This is a genomic window from Thermohalobaculum sp. (genome assembly GCF_058622915.1).
Window position 1 is genome coordinate 1 of record NZ_JBZSYN010000118.1, and the last position, 16,717, is coordinate 16,717.

Below are 16,717 nucleotides of genomic sequence, written 5' to 3' on the forward strand. Positions count from 1 at the left end.
CGAAGCGGCTGAGCGAGAGCCCCGCCTCGGCCGCCAGATCCTCGTTGCGCCAAATGCGGCCCGGCGCCTCGTGCATGGCCACGATGGCCCGCGACAGCCGGCTATCGGCCAGCCCCGCGACCAGCCCGGGCCTGGCGGCGCCGCGGTCGATCTCGCCGCGCAGCAGCTTGATCACCAGCACCTCGCCGAGCCGGCTCAGGACCGGCCTGACGCCGCAGTGCCGCCCCTCGGCCTCGGCCTTAAAAAGCCTGAGCAGCAGCGTCATCTCCGGATCGCCGGTCGCGTCGTAGCAGATCTTGTCGGGGAGTGCCCTGAGCAGCGGGTTGGCCGGGCCGCCCCAGCTGGCATGGGCCGAGATGAGGAGCCGGTCGCCCCCGCACGAGCAGCGGGCCTCGGCTCGCGGCGCGAACACCGCCATGCGGGGCTCGCTGGTCGCGGGGCAACCCAGAATCGCCAGGTTGCCGTCGCCGGCCGGCGCCGGCGTGACGCTCATCGCGAATCGCGAGATCAGCGCCTCGAGGCGGTCGCAATCGGCCATGGCCACAGTCCCCCCGGACTTTGCGGGCGCGTCGTATCGGTGTTATAGTCAAGTTTTTCGGATTTTCCAGACCGAAAGTCCGGATAGCTCTTTCACCAGAAGAAGAGCGTACGATGAAGGAGGAACCGCCGATGTCGATCCCGCGCCGAAGCCTCCGCGCCTTCGCGACCGCGACCACCGGCAAACCCATGGGCCGTCCCGGCCGCCGCTACCCCCGGGACGCGTGTAATTTGCGTTTGCCACCTGAATCACCCGCCAGCGCAACAATCACGTCACGTTGGCGTGAAATTCTGTTGCAAGCGTGAACCAGTCCGGCCCATCGGGCGTAAGTTCCCGAAAAGGGCCGCTGCACACCCGAACGGGAGATGGAGCCATGGGTAGCCACAACCCCCTGAAAGCGTCCGACGTTGCGCGCCAGGCGATGGCCGCCGAGTTGCTCGACGCCGAGACCGAGGCCGACCTGGCCCGTGCCTGGCGCGATCACGGCGACGAGCAGGCGCTGCACCGGCTGGTAACCGCCTATCTGCGCCTCGCCATCGCCATGGCCGCCAAGTACCGCCGCTACGGCGCGCCGATGAGCGATCTCATCCAGGAAGCGGGCCTTGGCCTGATGAAGGCCGCTTCGAAATTCGACCCCGACCGCGGCGTGCGCTTCTCGACCTATGCGGTCTGGTGGATCAAGGCGTCGATTCAGGACTACGTGATGCGCAACTGGTCGTTGGTGCGCACCGGGTCGACCTCGGCGCAGAAGTCGCTCTTCTTCAACATGCGCCGGGTGCGGGCGAAGATCGAGACTGAGAACGGCAATGACGGCCGCGATGCCTCGTCGCAAGAGATACGTCGGGAGATCGCGGCGGAGTTGGGCGTGCCGTTGCGCGACGTCGACATGATGGAGGCGCGGCTGTCGGGCGCCGACTTCTCGCTCAACGCGCCCCAGGCGGGCGAGGAAGGCCGCGAGTGGGTCGAGACGCTCGAGGACGAGAGCCCGCAGGCCGCGCTCCAGGTCGAGCGCACTTCGGACCTCGGCCGCGCCCGCGACTGGCTGAGCCATGCGTTCGACGCGCTGACGCCGCGCGAGCGCATGATCATCAACGCCCGCAAGATGTCCGACGAGCCGGAAACGCTGGAGAGCCTCGGCCTCAAGCTCAAGCTGTCGAAGGAGCGCGTGCGCCAGCTCGAGGCACAGGCCCTGAAGAAGATGCGCCGCCAGCTCGAAACCGCCCACGGGACCGCGGCGGCCGAGCTCGCCGCGACGATCTGAGGGCGGCGGCACCAAACCGGCTGCCAGGCCCGGCGGCTATTGCACCAGCTTGACCTCCTGCCCGACCCGGAGCGTCTGCCCCGGAGACAGGCCGTTCAGGACGCGGAAGTGCGCGAGGCGGAGGTTGTTCACGTTCATGCGCCGCGCCAGGCTTTCGGCGGTTTCGCCGGGCCTCACCACGACCACGTGAATGCGGCGCTCACCCAGCCGCGCCGACTCCGTCGCCGAGAGGCGATGGAAGCTGCGCGCCGCGCTCTCGAGCGCCGGCAGCATGCCCGAGCCGCGGGGCGCGAGACCGGTCATGCGGTAGACCTTGCCATTGAGCCGCACGGCGACCAGTAGCGCATCGTAGATCTGTCCGCCGACCTGCACGGGCAGCACGGCACGCGCCGCGTCGAGCCCACCGATGCGCCGCCCCTCGAGTCCGGAGAGTCGCCCCGTGCGCTCGCCCCGCGCGATCGCAGGCGCCCAGCGTCCGGCAATGTAGCCGGTCAGGGAGCCGCCGGGGTCCCGTCCGGCATCGAAGATGAAGCGACCGCCGCGCGGCCCCGAGGCCGTCACCCTGTCCGAGGCGTTGTGGATCTTAAAGCCCGGCGGCACGGTGAAGCCGAAGCCAAGCCGCGGATGGCTGAAGCTGCGCCCGCGCACGAAACCCTGGTCCCGGCTGTTGCCCCACACGAGGCCGTCGATTGCTGCCAGGAAGCGAGCGGTGTCGCGTTCCCTGCCGAAGGCGCCGGACTGCCGCGCCAGCCGGATCGCCGCGCGCGTGCGCTCGGCGGTGGCGGGATGCGAGGCCAGGAAGCTGACACGGTTCGGGTCGTAGGCACGACCGGACACGCGTGCCCTGAGCGCCTCCCAGTCCTTCAGCCGCTCGAGGAACTGGGCTTCGGCATAGGGATCGTAGCCCGCGCGCGCGAGATAGCGCACGCCCAGCCGGTCCGCCTCGAACTCCTCGGCGCGGGAATACGAGGCCAGGTAGCCGCCCGCCGCCGTCTGGCCCAGGTTCACCAGGGCGCCGGCCGCGTTGGGGTCGACGCCCAGCACGCTGAGCCCGATCGCACCGGCCAGCAGCCCCAGATTCGCGCTGCTGGCCCGCTCGCGCCTTTGCGCCGAATGCCCGGCGACCACGTGGCCGATCTCGTGCCCCAGCACCCCGGCAAGCTCCGCCTCGTCGCCGGCAAGCCCGACCAGGCCGCGCGTCACATAGACATAGCCGCCCGGCACGGCGAAGGCGTTGACGGTCGGACTGTCGAGCACGGTGAAGGTCCACGGCGCGCCGGCCTGCTCGGTCACCGCCGCGAGGCGGCGGCCCACCCGGTCGACATAGGCTGCCAGCCGCGCATCGTGGTACACGCCGCCGAACTGGGCGACGATCTTGCTGTGCGTCCGGTCCCCCTCGCGCTGGTCGGCGGCGCTGCGGACAGGCATCACCCGCGGGGCCGTCTGCGGATAGGCAGATGCGCCGGCCCACTGGCCCCCGGCCTGGCCGTAGGGCGCATTGGGCTGCTGACAGGCGCCCAGGGCCAGTGTCCCGAGCGCCAGCGCCGCCCTGGCGGCGATTCGGCCGATGCGCATCATCCCCACCTCCCGCTCGGGCCGCCCGGCGCAATTGACCGGCGCACCCCGTTCCAGTACCTCTCGGCCCGGGCCCCGTAGCTCAGAGGATAGAGCGACCGCCTCCTAAGCGGTAGGTCGATGGTTCGAATCCATCCGGGGTCGCGAGAATCCTCCCGCAATGTCCCTGTTACGGGTCCGGCGCAGCGTTCCGGCTCGCAGCCTTGAATCTCTATGGCGCGGCGGCGAATGTTCCGCTAATGTTCTTTCGATGAACGCGAAACACACAGCCGCTGGACCCTTTGTCGATACGATCGAAGCGAACCGTCGTCGCGGCAGGGGCGCCGCGGTGAACCCGACCGGACGCTACGAGCGCCACGCCCGCGAGGCGTTCGACGACGGCTGGGACATCGAGGAGGCGCTGCCCCCGCTGCGCACGGAGGTGGCTGTGGATCGCGCGCGCTCGGTGCTGGTGCGCAACCTCTCGCCCGATCTTCCCTTCGACCGCTCGATCAACCCCTACCGGGGCTGCGAGCATGGCTGCGTCTACTGCTACGCGCGGCCGACCCACGCCCAGCTCGGGCTCTCGCCGGGGCTGGATTTCGAGACGCGGCTGACGGCGAAGCCGGAGGCGCCGCGCCTGTTGGCCGAGGCCCTGGGCAAGCCCGGCTACCGCCCGGCCCCGATCGCGCTCGGCACCAACACCGACCCCTACCAGCCGGTCGAGAAGACCTGGCGCATCATGCGCGGCCTGCTCGAGGTGCTCTGGGCCCACCGCCACCCGGTCACCATCACTACCAAGGGGGCCCTGGTGCAGCGCGACCTCGACATCCTGGGCGAGATGGGCCGCGCCGGGCTGGCCCATGTCCAGGTCTCTCTCACCAGCCTCGACCCCCACCTCTCCCGCGCCATGGAGCCTCGCGCCGCCAGCCCGGGCCGGCGCCTGACGGCCGTGCGCGCCCTCGCCAATGCCGGGGTGCCGGTGGGGGTCAACCTCGCGCCCGTGATCCCGGCGCTCAACGACCACGAGATCGAGCGGCTGGTCGAGGCCGGCGCCGAGGCGGGCGCGGTCTGCGCCGGCTACATCGTGCTGCGCCTGCCGCTCGAGGTGGCGCCACTTTTTTACGAGTGGCTGGAGCGCGCGTTCCCCGATCGCGCCGCCCGCGTCATGGCGCGGGTGCGCGAGCTGCACGGCGGGCGCGACTACGACCCCGCCTGGGGCAAGCGGATGAAGGGCGAAGGCGTGCTCGCCCGCCTGATCGCGCGGCGCCTCGCGGCCGCCTGCCGCCGCCACGGGCTCGACCGGCGCTGGCCGGTGCTGCGCTGCGACCTGTTTCGCCGCCCGCCACGCGCCGGCGACCAGCTCAGCCTTTTCGACTGAGCCGGCTCAGCCGTCCTTGAGCTCGATGACCACGCCGCCGACGATCCCGGCCGCCGCGTTGTAAACCAGCGCGGCGATCGCACCGCCGATGAATCCGGCAATGGCGCCCATGACGATGCCGCCGAGAACGGCGCCGACGCCCCCACCCATAGACGCCATCCCGGGCCCCGGCCCCATGCCGTGAAAGATCAGCCCCAGGATCCCGAACACGATCCAGATCACCGCCACGATCGCCGCCTGGATCAGGCCGAGCCGCAGCGGGCTGACCCAGGTGATTTCTTTACGCATCCCGCAATCCCCTCTATTGCATGCCGCGAAGACCTTCGGTCTGAGGGGAGAATGCCATGGCCCCTCCGGTCATGTCACCGGATCTTTCGGCAGAAATTGCGTTCGCAGGCGAGGCCGCCACAATCTGTGGTATCGACGAGGCCGGCCGTGGCCCGCTGGCCGGCCCGGTGGTCGCGGCCGCCGTGATTCTGGACCGCTGCCCCCTGCCCGAGGGCATCGCCGACTCAAAATGCCTCGCGCCTGCCCGGCGCGCGGCGCTGTTCGAGTTGATCGCCGCTTCTGCCTCGGTCGGGATCGGCATCGCCTCGGTCGAGGAGATCGACGCCCTGAACATCCTTCACGCCGCCGAGCTCGCCATGCGCCGCGCCGCCGAGGCCATGACGCCTGCACCGGCGGCGGCGCTCGTCGACGGCAACCGCGTGCCGCCCGGACTGCCCTGCCGGGCGCGCGCAATCGTGGGCGGCGACGCGAGTTCGCTCTCCATCGCCGCGGCCTCGATCATCGCCAAGGTGACCCGCGACCGGATGATGGACGGGCTGGCCGGCGAACACCCCGGCTATGGCTGGGAGCGCAACCGCGGATACGCCACGCGCGAGCACCTGCGGGCGCTGGCGGCGCTGGGCGTGACGCCGCATCACAGGCGCTCCTTCGCGCCGATACACAACATATTGCACCCAGAACGCAATATATTGGGTGAAGAGTAAAAAATAACTTTCTGATTCAAAAGAGTTATTGACGTGATTCTAGGTTCCGCGCATCTTGCCCCGAATCAAGGGCTCGGGCGCCGGGTCGGGGGACAGGATGAGCAAGCTTCCGCTGGACAGGGTGATCGAAGGCGACTGCGTGGCCGGCATGGCCGCGCTGCCCAAGGGCTCGGTCGACCTGGTCTTCGCCGACCCGCCCTACAACCTCCAGCTCAAGGGCGAGCTGCACCGGCCGAACAACAGCCTGGTCGACGCGGTGGACGACGACTGGGACCGCTTCGACAGCTTCCGCGCCTATGACGAGATGACCCGGTCATGGCTGTCCGAGGCGCGTCGCGTGCTCAAGCCCGACGGGGCGCTGTGGGTGATCGGCACCTATCACAACATCTTTCGCGTCGGCGCCTGCCTGCAGGACCTCGACTTCTGGATCCTCAACGACGTGGTCTGGCGCAAGACCAACCCGATGCCGAATTTCCGCGGCACCCGCTTTTGCAACGCGCACGAGACGCTGATCTGGGCGGCCCGGTCCGACAGCGCCCGGCCGACCTTCAACTACGAGGCACTCAAGGAGCTCAACGAGGGGCTGCAGATGCGCTCGGACTGGCAGCTGCCGATCTGCACGGGCACCGAGCGGCTCAAGACCGGAGACGGCGCCAAGGCGCACCCGACGCAGAAGCCCGAGGCGCTTTTGCACCGCGTGCTGGTGGGCACGACGCATCCGGGCGACGTCGTGCTCGACCCGTTCCTCGGCTCGGGCACCACCGCCGCGGTGGCACGCCGGCTCGGCCGCCATTTCATCGGCTTCGAGCGCGACCCCGCTTACGCCGCGCTGGCCCGCGACCGGGTCGCCGCGGTGACGCCGCACGACCGCGACGCGTTGCGGGTGACCAGCTCGCGCCGTGCCGCGCCGCGCATCCCCTTTGGCCAGCTGGTCGAGCGCCGACTGCTCGAGCCCGGCGAAGTCCTCGTGTCTGTCAACGGCCGCCACACGGCGCGCGTGCGCGCCGACGGCACGCTGATCGCGGCACGCGCGGCCGGCTCGATCCACAAGGTCGGCGCCGAGCTCGAAGGCGCGCCGTCGTGCAACGGCTGGACCTACTGGCACTTCCGCCGCGAAGGGCGGCCGGTGCCGATCGACGTTCTGCGCCAGCAGCTCCGCGCGGAGCTTGGCGAGTGAGCCTGTGCTGACAAGCGTTTCCTGCCAGGGCCGCCGCCTCGGCCCACAACTTCGGGGCCCCTTCGCGGGGCCCCGTTTTTCTTTGCCCGCGCTTTGGATCCGGCTCAGTCCGGCTCGCGCCGCAACTGGTCGAGGAAGCGCTGGTCCGGCTTCGAGGTGCGGCCCGAGAAGATGCTACGCAGGATGCCCGGGGCGAGCAGCGAAAGCGGATTGACCGAGAACTTCGGTTTGTCCAGCGTGCCCTTGACATTGAAGGTCATAGCCAGGATGCCCTCGCCCTTGCCGCCCGACAGGATGGTCCCCAGCAGCGGAATGTTGTCCAGCACGCCGGTGAGACCGTAGGCCGGCGAGATGACGCCGACCAGGTCGACCGCATCGCTTTTCTCGTTCACGGTGCCCTCGACCTTGATCGCCAGCATGTCGCCCTTGGCGATCGACTGGCCCAGATCCATCACCCCGGCCCGGTATTCGAAGGGCACCTCGACCTTGTCGAACGCCAGCCCGCCGGATTCCGCGGCGGCGGCGGCCTCCTTGGCGCCACCCTTTGCAAGGATCGACCGGAAGGTTCCGCCGGTGTGCACGCGCACGTCGCGGATCTTCGCCACCCCGATCATGTCGGTCCCCTGTTTCGGATGCAGGCGCGCCTTGAGCCGAAGCTGGCCGCCGACGGCACCGCCGAACAGCCCTGCCGCCCTCAGAAGCGCGCCCGCGTCACTCGAGCTGACGACCACCGAGGCCGGCTCGCCCGCGGTCTTGTCATAGGTTGCGGTAAAGGGGACGGAAAGCGTTCCCTCGAGATTGGCCTTGGCGTGCCCGTCGGCTGTGCGGGCATAGGTGCCGGAGGCCGGGCGCGCGATGAACTTCGGCGTGATGTCGAGCTCCTTGAGGTCGAAGGTCACGTCGAGCGGCGTGAGCGACTTGTCCGCGGCGCCCGGGCCGACGTCGCCGCCTCCACCCTCCCCTTCGAACAGCGCCAGATCCAGCCGGCGCCCGCCGACCGCCAGGGCCAAAGTGTCCCGCTTGCGCGCGGCAGTCAGCGAGACATCCGCCAGGCCGCGAAAGCGCAGCCGGCCAACCTGGGCGGACTGCATCCGACCGTCGCTGCCGAAGGTGATCGCCCCCTGGGCCTTCAGCTCGTCGGTCTCGAGATCGAACTTCGGCACCTGGATGCCGTCCTTGCCGAACGTTCCTTCGGCGTTCAGGTGTCCCGCACCGCCCGGCGCCTTGCGCCAGTTGAAGCTGTCCACCTTCAGGAGCGCCGGCGCCAGGTCGGCCTCCAGCTTGAAATTGAAGTCCGGGCTGCCGCTCTGCGACAGGGTCACCTTCACGGCGGCTTTGCCCCCGGCAAAGTACTCGCTGCCCAGCTTCAGCGTCTGCAGGAATGCGGGCGTCACCGACCCTTCCAGAGCGATGTCCCTGTGGTCCCGCCCGCGATCGAAATACTCGGTCCAGTCGAGGTTCAGCGGCGTGCCGTCCACCTGGATCGGCCCGGTCACCTGCATCTTCTGGGTGCTGGCGCGCAGCCCGACGTGGTCGGCACGCACGTTGGCGAGGTGGCCGCCCGGCAGGCGGAACGGCAGGGCCAGCTTGGTCAGCTCGGCCTCCGTCTTCGCCGCCACCATGTTCAGCGTCAGATCATTGATCAGCGGAAAGCTCAGATGCGCCGTCACGTCGGCCGTGCCGCCGACGCTCGCCGGATCGAGGCCGAGCTTGCCGGTGAGCCGCAGCGGTGCCTCGTCGATCAGCGTCAGCACGCTGGCGGTCGGCCCGTGTCCGCGCAGCGTGATCTCCGCCATGACACGCTTCGTGTCCAGATTCGGGATACTCAGCACCGAGCCATCCAGCGCCACCGGCGCGCCCTTGACCGCACGCACCTCGCCCGAGTCCATGATGAGGCTGAAGTCGTGCAGCGTGAGCGAGCCCCGGCCGCTCGCGGCCACGATCGGCGTCATGTCGCCGAGATAATGCGACTCGAGCCCGGAATAGGTGAAGTCCAGGTTGACCTGCGGCTCGCCCCCGGCAAAGCGCATGTGGGCGACGAAGGAATCGATCTGCCCGGTGCCCATGTTCTTCACGACCCAGCGGCGCGCATTGCCTGCCGCGACGTGCGGCCAGAACTGCACGAGTTGAGCAATGCTCATGTGCTGTCCCGCAGCCCGCACGTCCGTCTGCCAGCCGCCGGGGCCCGAACGCGCCTCGCCCTCGACCTGGACCACCAGGGCGCCGGCCCGCAGGTGCGAATTGGCGACCTCGATTCGCAACGGGGCGAGGTCGAGCCGCGCCACGATCTGCCCGTCGTCGAAGGCCACCGGCTGGGCGAAGACCTCCGGCACCTCGGCGCGCAGCTTTGCCACGTGGAACTGGCCGGCCAGGCCGGTCACCTCGCCGTCCGGCCCGCGCAGCAGGTCGGCGAATCCGCTGAGCCGGGCCTCGGCCGCCGGTCCGGTGAGCGAGAAATCGGTGACGCGCATCCGCTCGCGCCCCGGCTCGTAGGCAAAGGCCAGCGTGACGCTGTCGAACGGCTTGCCCTCGGCGCCCAGCGCCAGAATCCGTCCCTTGCCGGCCGAGATCCGCCCCTCGAGACCTTCGATTCGCCCGTCCGGATAGAGGGTCATCGCCAGCCGGCCGTTGAGCCGTGCGTCGAACAGGCTCAGCCACTTGACCTGTTCGAGCTGCTCGGCCAGGTGCTCCGGCCGCAAATTCTCGAACCGTGCCTCGATCCGGGCCAGCCCTCCCTTGCCGCGCGGGCGCACGGCGGTGATCACGGCGCGGGCGCCGGCCTTCCCGGCGTCCGCGAGGTCGAGGTCCGCGCGCGCCCTGAGCCCGCCCTGCGTCCGCCAGACGCTCAGGTCGGCCCTGCGCGTGGTCCAGCGCCGCCCGGCGCGGGCGTTGTCGAACACCAGATGCGCGTTGCGAATCGCCACCTCCTCGAGCCGGGAAAGCTCGGGGATCGACGGGGCGTCGCCGGCAAGCTCGTCCATGAGCCGCGCGATCGCGGCGCGTTGCGCCGGGCCGCGGACCGCCCCGCTCAGATTCGGCTGGTCCCCCTGCGCCACGTCGCCAAGCCCGAAGCGGAACGCGCCATCGGCCGTGCGCACCAGCCGCGCCTCGGGCCGGATCAGGGTCACCCGGATCGGTCGCAGGCGGCCACGAAGCAGGTCGGCGACGTCGAATCGCGCCGCAAGACGGGGAATGACGAAAAGCGGCTCGCCGGACACATAGGACAGCCGCACGTCGACGAACTGCACCCCTGCCGGAGCGCCCCGCTCGCCCAGCGTGAGCACGACGTCGCCCACATGCACGCGCAGACGCTCCGAGCCCTGGTTGAACAGGCGCTCGACCGTGGCCGCGGCGAAGGGAATGTGCACCGGGCCTCGCTCCAGGCGCAGCCAGACAAGCCCGGCAGCCAATACCGCCACGACGGCCACAGCGAAAATGACATGCAGGACGTGATGCAACCCGCGGGCGGCGGCGCCGGCGGCCCGGCGAGCCTTGCCGGATTGACGCGGCGCGCGGACCTCCGCCTGCCGCTCGTCGCTCTCGCCTGCCATCCGCCCTCCTCTCCCGGGTCTCGCCCGCCCCCGCCCGCGCGGGGCTCGCGACAACGGGCCGCGGCTTGCCATGGACGGCGGGCTGCCTAAGTTGTCGCCTCGCGCGGGGCGATTCAAGGCCGTCCCGCGACCCCGCGCCGCAGCACCATGGAGCTCCCCGATGAACGACGTCCCCCGGCCCGCCCCCGGCCAGCCCGCGCCCGACTTCGCGCTGCCCGCCAGCGGCGGCGGCTCGGTTTCGCTCAGCGCCTGTCGCGGCACAAGCGTGGTGCTCTATTTCTACCCCAAGGACGACACCTCGGGCTGCACCCGTGAGGCGCTCGAGTTCACGGCCCTCGCCGCGGACTTCGCCAGCGCCGGATCGATCGTGCTGGGCGTCTCGCGCGACCCGGTCGCGAAGCATGAACGCTTCATCTCGAAGCATGACCTCGGCATCCAGCTGTTGGCGGACGAGGAGGGAGATGTGTGCCGGCGCTACGGCAGCTGGGTCGAGAAATCGATGTACGGCCGGCGCTATATGGGCATCGAGCGCAGCACCTTCCTCATCGATGCGGACGGGATCCTGCGACGCGAGTGGCGCAAGATGAAGGTGCCCGGTCACGCCGCCGAGGTGCTGGAGGCCGTGCGCTCGCTTTGAGCCGGTCCGGCCGGCCGTTATCGGCTCGCCCGCCGGCCCCGGGGATGACGGCGACAAGGCTCGGCATACCCCCGGCGCGCGCACCCTGACGGTTGCGAACGGCCACTGGTTGCGGAACGGCACGCCGAGAAAAAAGGCGTTGCACAGGACAACCGGATTGCCTAAACGTTGCTCAAAAGGCGCACTTATAAAAAATTTAACGTTGCGCTGAGATGAGACACGAGGGGCAATCGAGGGGCTTTCATGGAATCGACACCGCACTCACCCATGCGCTGGGGGCGCATTCTGGTGATCCCTGAGCGACGCGTCTATATCCGTTCGGAGAGAGGCAATCGCTACTTCTCGCTCAGTCCCGCCTCGCAGGTCGCGGGGCTCCTGATCGGCGCCGTCCTGTTCGCTTGGACCTGCTTTGCCACCACCGCTTATGTCGGGCATGCGTTCGACGGCGACAGTGCCAACGCGAGGCTTGAGACGATGCGCCAGGCCTACCAGGCGCGCATTGCCGCGCTCACGGCGCACCAGGACGCGCTCGAGCACAAGGTGGCCGAGGCCAACAGCCGCCGCGACGCGGTCACGACGGGCTTCAGCGAGAAGCAGGCACAGCTGGTCGATTCCACCGCGACGCTCAATGCGCAGCGCGCCGAGGTTGCTGCGCTGCGCGAGCGCGTCTCGACCCTGACCAACGCAAGGCATGATGACACGGCGCAGATCGCCTCGCTCGAGGGCAAGGTGTCCAAGCTCCAGCTCGCCCTCGCCAACGAACGCACCGAGCGCGCCAATCTCGACACCACCTTCGATCGGTTCAGCAGCGCCATGGAACGGGTGATCGCCGAGCGCGACACCGCCAGCGCCAAGGCAAATCACCTCGAGCAAAAGGTTGCCGAGCTAACCGGCAATCTGGGGAACCTCAAGGACCGTCAGCGGAGGTTGATCGATCGCATCTCCAGTGCGGCGCAAACCACCTTCGATGGACTCGAGTCTCTGTTTTCGCGCTCGAACCTCGACGTGAAACGCATCCTCGCCGAGGCGCGGCGCGACTACAGCGGCTCCGAGAACGGTTCCGGCGGCCCGTTCGTGCCGCTCGCCCAGGGGACCAAAGATGCGGCCGCCGGCAACACCCGGGTCGCCGCCCTCATGAAGGAGCTCGAGACAGTGAACCTCATGCGCTACGCGGCCAGTCGCCTGCCCTTTGCCGACCCGGTCAAGGGCGCCCGACTGACCAGCGGCTTCGGCCCGCGCGAGGACCCGTTCGGGCGCGGCCGCTCGATGCATGAGGGGATCGATCTGGCTGATAAGCGTGATACGCCGATCCATGCCACGGCAGCCGGAATCGTGACGTTCGTCGGGCGCGAGAGCGGCTACGGGAACGTGGTCAAGATTAAGCATGCGTTCGGCTTTGAAACCGTTTATGCTCACCTGCACCGCGCGTTGGTCAAGGTCGGCCAGCGTGTTGCGCGCGGCGACCGGATCGGCGAGATGGGGGACACGGGGCGCAGCACCGGCACCCATCTCCACTACGAGGTCCGGATCGACGACAAGCCCGTCAACCCGTTGAAATTCATCGAGGCCGCCCGGGATGTTCTCTAGATCGAAGATCTCCGACTCCACCTCCAGCACGGAAACCGGCAAGGACATGGACAAGACATCTGCAACCCCCTCCAGGTCGGCCGAGACCGGCTTCTCCGGCGAATCGCCCACTGCCTCCATGCAGCCAAGGCCCAAGCCCTCGCCCTCGGTCCTGTCGAGCGACCTGACCATCAAGGGCAACGTCATCACCAGCGGTGACGTGCAAGTCGAGGGCACGGTCGAGGGCGACATCCACGCCCATCTCCTGACTGTCGGCGAGGGCGCCACGGTCAAGGGCGAGGTCGTTGCCGACGACGTCGTGGTGCACGGCCGCGTGATCGGCCGGTTGCGCGGCCTCAAGGTGCGCCTGACCGCCTCGGCCAAGGTCGAGGGCGACATCGTGCACAAGACCATCGCCATCGAGTCCGGGGCCCATTTCGAGGGCTCGGTGCAGCGCCAGGAAGACCCGATCGGCGACACCGCGCGACGGAACACCGCCTCGCCGTCGGCGCCGGCGCTGTCCTCCTCGGGCTCGGCCTCCAGCCAGTCCGCGGCCTCGCGCTCGCGCAGCGACACGCGCGAGCCGGCATCGGCCGGCGCGTCCGCTAACGGAGCCACGAGTTCAGGCTCCACTTCCAGCTGACGCTACGACTGCGGCCTTGGACTGCACCCTGCCGGTTGCCGGCGGGGCACATCCCTGCGCTGCCATTCAGGCCGCGTTCCTGCCCGAGTCCTGCGATTTGCTGCAAATTCCCGGCTTGACGCACAGGATCGGCACGGCGTCATGCCAGCCCCCGGCAGAACCAGCGCGTAGGCGAACAGTGCCGGCCGATGCCTGCCGACGGCGTGCCGCTCGCGGGCCAGCGCGCGGCACCGGCCGCTCAGCTGCGCATGACGCCGTGGCAAGACCTGGCTATACGCAGATCGGCGGCAACCATCCGCTTGACCGGGTGGATGGCGCCGCCTGGCCGTCCACCGGACGAGCATGAGTTACGTCGTCAGGCCGCCGCAAGTGCCGGAGCGGGCGCTTGCGCCGGCGCCGGATCGGCTCGCAAGGCAGCGATTCACCTGCCCGAGCCCGCCGCCGGCTGGCCGAACCGAGCCCGGTTTGACCGAGCCCGGTTTGACCGAGCGCAGCGTGCTGCCACAATCGCGAGACTTGGGTTAACCGACGCAGACGGGTTCGACGCCAGCCGCCGGTTGCGGCCAGCGCCTTCGATGCGGTGCCTGCAGATGCCCGATGCCGATTGGCCTATGCGCCGACCTTGCGCAGGGGCGCTGCCGTTTCTGCCTCCGGTTCGCGCAGCACATAGCCGCGGCCCCAGACCGTCTCAATGTAGTTCTCGCCCTCCGTCGCCGAGGCCAGCTTCTTTCTCAGCTTGCAGATGAACACGTCGATGATCTTCACCTCGGGCTCGTCCATGCCGCCATACAGGTGGTTAAGGAACATCTTCTTGGTCAGCGTCGAGCCCTTCCTGAGCGAGAGCAGCTCGAGCATCTGGTATTCCTTGCCCGTCAGGTGGATCGGCTTGCCGTCTGCCTCGACCGTCTTGGCGTCGAGGTTCACCGCGATTCGCCCGGTGCGAATGATCGACTGCGCGTGCCCCTTGGAGCGGCGCACGATCGCATGGATGCGCGCCACCAGCTCCTCGCGGTGGAACGGCTTGGTGATGTAGTCGTCGGCGCCCAGCCCGAAGCCGCGCAGCTTGTGCTCGGTGCCCTCGCGCCCCGTGAGGATCAGCGTCGGCGTCTCGATTCGCGCCAGGCGCAGCTTGCGCAGCACCTCGTAGCCGTCCATGTCGGGCAGGGTCAGGTCGAGGATGATCAGGTCGTAGTCGTAGAGCTTCGCCAGCTCGATCCCTTCCTCGCCCGAATCGGTGACATAGGTATTGAGATCGGCCTTTCGCAGCATCAGCTCCAGGCTCTCGGCCATCGCCGGATCGTCCTCGATCAACAGGATACGCATCTGCTCCCCACTCGTTTCGCCAAACCGCTTGCGACGAAAGTTAACAGCCGTTCGGTAAACGGAGGGTTACCAAGTCATCCGCCAACGCGGAACCTCATTCTGAGGCCCCGCGCCGCGTGTTGAGCTTGGTCACGCACAGGCCCTTGAGCCCGTAGCGCGAGAGGCTTGCCTTCCAGCTCTCCAGCTCCTCGTCGGTGAGGGCATAACGCTCGCAAGCCTCCCGGTGCGATATCAGGCCGCCTTCTACGGCTGCCACGACGCGCGCCTTGCGCCGCGGAACCCACCGCCGGATGCCCGGCGACGGCAGATCGGAACGCGTCATCCGTTCCCCATCGGGGCCGATGACGTATGGCACTGATCCGTTTTCTTCCATTGTCCTCCTGCACTGGCAGCCGATGCCCAAAGACCTTAAGTTGCCGGTCTTAAAGAGGCATGAAGGCGCTACGCCACCGCCAAGGCCGGAACACGGACGACACATGACCCGCCTCAACTCGCTCGGCATTGCCAGGCCCCCTGCGGCGACCCGCGTGGTCGTCGCCATGTCCGGCGGCGTCGATTCCTCCGTGGTCGCGGCCAGCCTCGCGCGCGAGGGCTACGAGGTCGTCGGCATCACGCTCCAGCTCTATGACCACGGCGCGGCGACGGGGCGGCGCGGCGCCTGCTGCGCGGGGCGCGACATCCATGATGCGCGGCGCGTCGCGGCCGAGATCGGCTTCCCGCACTATGTGCTCGACTACGAGACCCGCTTCCGCGAGTCGGTGATCGACGATTTCGCCGAATCCTATCTCGCCGGCGCCACGCCGATTCCCTGCGTGCGCTGCAACGAGCGGGTGAAGTTTCGCGACCTCATGGGTACCGCGCGCGAGCTGGGCGCCGACTGCCTCGCCACCGGCCACTACGTCCGCCGCGCCGAGGGCCCCGCCGGCCCCGAGTTGCACCGCGCCGCCGACCCGGTGCGCGATCAGTCCTACTTCCTGTTCTCGACCACGCGCGCGCAGCTAGGCTTCCTGCGCTTCCCCCTGGGCGAACTTGCGTCCAAGGACGAGACGCGCGCCATTGCCGCCGGGCTCGGCCTCGCCGTGGCCGACAAGCCGGACAGCCAGGACATCTGCTTCGTGCCGAACGGCAACTATGCCGCCGTGATCGAGAAGCTGCGCCCCGGAGCCGCCGAGCCGGGCGAAATCGTGCATCTCGACGGCCGCGTGCTCGGCCGCCACGACGGTATCCTGCGCTACACCGTGGGCCAGCGCCGCGGGCTGGGCATCGGCGGGGGTGAGCCGCTCTACGTCATCCGCCTCGAGCCGAAGACCCGCCGCGTCATCATCGGTCCGCGCGACGCGCTGGCGACCCGGCGCATCGCGGTCTCGGGGATCAACTGGCTGGGCGACGCCGCGTTCGAGGCCGCGCCGGCCGAGGGCTGGGAGGCCGCGGCCAAGGTCCGCTCCACCCGGCCCCCTGCCCCGGCGCGCATCCGCCCGCTCGGCGCCGGCTGCGCTGAGGTCGAGCTCGCCGCCGCCGAGGAGGGTGTTGCCCCCGGGCAGGCCTGCGTGTTCTATGGCGCCGAGGGGTCGCGCGTGCTGGGCGGCGGCTGGATCGGCCGCGCCTGATCGCGCCCCTGTTCCACGCCAGGGAGCCACCATGACCGATGTTGCCGCCGCGCTCGCGCCCGTTCTTGCCCATCTCGACGCCGACCTGGACAACGCGCTGAAGCGTCTCTTCGCGCTGATCCGCTTCCCGTCCGTCTCCACCGATCCGGCCTATGCCGCCGAGTGCCAGAAGGCCGCCAAGTGGCTGGCCGCCGACCTCGAGTCGATCGGCTTCGACGCGCGCGTCGCGGCGACCGAGGGCCACCCGATGGTGGTCGGCCACGACCTCTCGGCGGACGGGCCGCACGTCCTGTTCTACGGCCATTACGACGTTCAGCCCGCCGACCCGCTGGAGCTGTGGGAGCGCGACCCCTTCGATCCGGCCGTCGTCGCGCTCGAGGACGGCAGGCGCGTCATCTCGGCCCGCGGCGCCGGCGACGACAAGGGGCAGCTGATGACCTTCGTCGAGGCCTGCCGCGCCTGGCGCGCCGCGCACGGGGCGCTTCCC

15 protein-coding genes and 1 tRNA gene are annotated in these 16,717 nt (G+C 69.4%); 10 read left to right on the forward strand and 6 right to left on the reverse strand.

Annotated elements, in window-relative coordinates:
• Nucleotides 1–538: cupin domain-containing protein (locus tag AC32QD_RS09170; protein ID WP_492010188.1), on the reverse strand; the 538-nt coding region annotated here is incomplete at its 3' end.
• Between the two features lie 373 nt (nucleotides 539–911).
• Between AC32QD_RS09170 and AC32QD_RS09175 the strand changes: the two genes are divergently transcribed.
• Complete coding sequence (locus tag AC32QD_RS09175) at nucleotides 912–1,799, forward strand: RNA polymerase factor sigma-32 (RefSeq protein WP_492010189.1); 888 nt, start codon at nucleotides 912–914, stop codon at nucleotides 1,797–1,799.
• A 36-nt stretch (nucleotides 1,800–1,835) separates the two neighbouring features.
• On the opposite strand, the gene AC32QD_RS09180 is transcribed toward AC32QD_RS09175, so the two are convergent.
• Nucleotides 1,836–3,377, reverse strand: coding sequence for a M48 family metalloprotease (locus AC32QD_RS09180; RefSeq protein WP_492010190.1), 1,542 nt, complete (start codon nucleotides 3,375–3,377; stop codon nucleotides 1,836–1,838).
• 68 nt (nucleotides 3,378–3,445) lie between these two features.
• Here AC32QD_RS09180 and AC32QD_RS09185 point away from each other — a divergent pair.
• Nucleotides 3,446–3,518: transfer RNA gene (locus tag AC32QD_RS09185), tRNA-Arg, on the forward strand.
• Nucleotides 3,519–3,624: 106 nt separating this feature from the next.
• Nucleotides 3,625–4,734, forward strand: coding sequence for a PA0069 family radical SAM protein (locus AC32QD_RS09190; protein WP_492010191.1), 1,110 nt, complete (start codon nucleotides 3,625–3,627; stop codon nucleotides 4,732–4,734).
• A 6-nt stretch (nucleotides 4,735–4,740) separates the two neighbouring features.
• Here the strand turns inward: AC32QD_RS09190 and AC32QD_RS09195 are convergent, their stop codons facing one another.
• Nucleotides 4,741–5,022 carry a hypothetical protein gene (locus AC32QD_RS09195; protein ID WP_492010192.1) on the reverse strand — a complete coding sequence of 94 codons (282 nt, stop codon included), beginning with the start codon at nucleotides 5,020–5,022 and terminating at the stop codon, nucleotides 4,741–4,743.
• A 56-nt stretch (nucleotides 5,023–5,078) separates the two neighbouring features.
• Between AC32QD_RS09195 and rnhB the strand changes: the two genes are divergently transcribed.
• The gene (gene rnhB, locus AC32QD_RS09200; RefSeq protein WP_492010193.1) at nucleotides 5,079–5,726 is read left to right on the forward strand and encodes a ribonuclease HII; all 648 of its coding nucleotides are present in this window, start codon (nucleotides 5,079–5,081) and stop codon (nucleotides 5,724–5,726) included.
• A gap of 97 nt (nucleotides 5,727–5,823) precedes the next feature.
• Nucleotides 5,824–6,903 (forward strand): site-specific DNA-methyltransferase, encoded by a 1,080-nt coding sequence (locus AC32QD_RS09205; RefSeq protein ID WP_492010194.1) that lies wholly within the window; start codon nucleotides 5,824–5,826, stop codon nucleotides 6,901–6,903.
• Nucleotides 6,904–7,007: 104 nt separating this feature from the next.
• Here AC32QD_RS09205 and AC32QD_RS09210 read toward each other — a convergent pair whose 3' ends face one another.
• Nucleotides 7,008–10,454: a YhdP family protein gene (locus tag AC32QD_RS09210; RefSeq protein WP_492010195.1), complete on the reverse strand. Its 3,447-nt coding sequence runs from the start codon at nucleotides 10,452–10,454 to the stop codon at nucleotides 7,008–7,010.
• Between the two features lie 160 nt (nucleotides 10,455–10,614).
• On the opposite strand from AC32QD_RS09210, the gene AC32QD_RS09215 reads away from it, so the two are divergent.
• The 3 genes from AC32QD_RS09215 (at nucleotide 10,615) to AC32QD_RS09225 (ending at nucleotide 13,300) form a co-directional block, all read left to right on the forward strand.
• Nucleotides 10,615–11,091, forward strand: coding sequence for a peroxiredoxin (locus tag AC32QD_RS09215; protein ID WP_492010196.1), 477 nt, complete (start codon nucleotides 10,615–10,617; stop codon nucleotides 11,089–11,091).
• A gap of 243 nt (nucleotides 11,092–11,334) precedes the next feature.
• On the forward strand, nucleotides 11,335–12,678 hold the full coding sequence (locus AC32QD_RS09220) for a DUF5930 domain-containing protein (RefSeq protein WP_492010197.1): 1,344 nt from the start codon (nucleotides 11,335–11,337) through the stop codon (nucleotides 12,676–12,678).
• Nucleotides 12,668–13,300 carry a bactofilin family protein gene (locus AC32QD_RS09225; RefSeq protein WP_492010198.1) on the forward strand — a complete coding sequence of 211 codons (633 nt, stop codon included), beginning with the start codon at nucleotides 12,668–12,670 and terminating at the stop codon, nucleotides 13,298–13,300. Before AC32QD_RS09220 ends, AC32QD_RS09225 begins: the two co-directional genes overlap by 11 nt.
• Nucleotides 13,301–13,909: 609 nt before the next feature.
• On the opposite strand, the gene ctrA is transcribed toward AC32QD_RS09225, so the two are convergent.
• On the reverse strand, nucleotides 13,910–14,623 hold the full coding sequence (ctrA, locus tag AC32QD_RS09230; RefSeq protein ID WP_492010199.1) for a response regulator transcription factor CtrA: 714 nt from the start codon (nucleotides 14,621–14,623) through the stop codon (nucleotides 13,910–13,912).
• Nucleotides 14,624–14,717: 94 nt separating this feature from the next.
• The gene (sciP, locus tag AC32QD_RS09235; protein WP_492010200.1) at nucleotides 14,718–14,978 is read right to left on the reverse strand and encodes a CtrA inhibitor SciP; all 261 of its coding nucleotides are present in this window, start codon (nucleotides 14,976–14,978) and stop codon (nucleotides 14,718–14,720) included.
• A 121-nt stretch (nucleotides 14,979–15,099) separates the two neighbouring features.
• On the opposite strand from sciP, the gene mnmA reads away from it, so the two are divergent.
• On the forward strand, nucleotides 15,100–16,230 hold the full coding sequence (gene mnmA / locus AC32QD_RS09240; RefSeq protein ID WP_492010201.1) for a tRNA 2-thiouridine(34) synthase MnmA: 1,131 nt from the start codon (nucleotides 15,100–15,102) through the stop codon (nucleotides 16,228–16,230).
• A 31-nt stretch (nucleotides 16,231–16,261) separates the two neighbouring features.
• Nucleotides 16,262–16,717: M20/M25/M40 family metallo-hydrolase (locus AC32QD_RS09245; RefSeq protein ID WP_492010202.1), on the forward strand; the 456-nt coding region annotated here is incomplete at its 3' end.

Excerpts from the sequence above, each read along its gene's own strand:
- AC32QD_RS09225 (WP_492010198.1), top strand. The coding sequence starts at position 12,668 with ATGTTCTCTAGATCGAAGATCTCCGACTCCACCTCCAGCACGGAAACC.
- AC32QD_RS09215 (WP_492010196.1), top strand. The coding sequence starts at position 10,615 with ATGAACGACGTCCCCCGGCCCGCCCCCGGCCAGCCCGCGCCCGACTTC.
- rnhB (WP_492010193.1), top strand. The coding sequence starts at position 5,079 with ATGGCCCCTCCGGTCATGTCACCGGATCTTTCGGCAGAAATTGCGTTC.
- AC32QD_RS09175 (WP_492010189.1), top strand. The coding sequence starts at position 912 with ATGGGTAGCCACAACCCCCTGAAAGCGTCCGACGTTGCGCGCCAGGCG.
- AC32QD_RS09180 (WP_492010190.1), bottom strand. The coding sequence starts at position 3,377 with ATGATGCGCATCGGCCGAATCGCCGCCAGGGCGGCGCTGGCGCTCGGG.
- mnmA (WP_492010201.1), top strand. The coding sequence starts at position 15,100 with ATGACCCGCCTCAACTCGCTCGGCATTGCCAGGCCCCCTGCGGCGACC.
- AC32QD_RS09205 (WP_492010194.1), top strand. The coding sequence starts at position 5,824 with ATGAGCAAGCTTCCGCTGGACAGGGTGATCGAAGGCGACTGCGTGGCC.
- AC32QD_RS09195 (WP_492010192.1), bottom strand. The coding sequence starts at position 5,022 with ATGCGTAAAGAAATCACCTGGGTCAGCCCGCTGCGGCTCGGCCTGATC.
- AC32QD_RS09220 (WP_492010197.1), top strand. The coding sequence starts at position 11,335 with ATGGAATCGACACCGCACTCACCCATGCGCTGGGGGCGCATTCTGGTG.
- ctrA (WP_492010199.1), bottom strand. The coding sequence starts at position 14,623 with ATGCGTATCCTGTTGATCGAGGACGATCCGGCGATGGCCGAGAGCCTG.
- AC32QD_RS09190 (WP_492010191.1), top strand. The coding sequence starts at position 3,625 with ATGAACGCGAAACACACAGCCGCTGGACCCTTTGTCGATACGATCGAA.
- AC32QD_RS09210 (WP_492010195.1), bottom strand. The coding sequence starts at position 10,454 with ATGGCAGGCGAGAGCGACGAGCGGCAGGCGGAGGTCCGCGCGCCGCGT.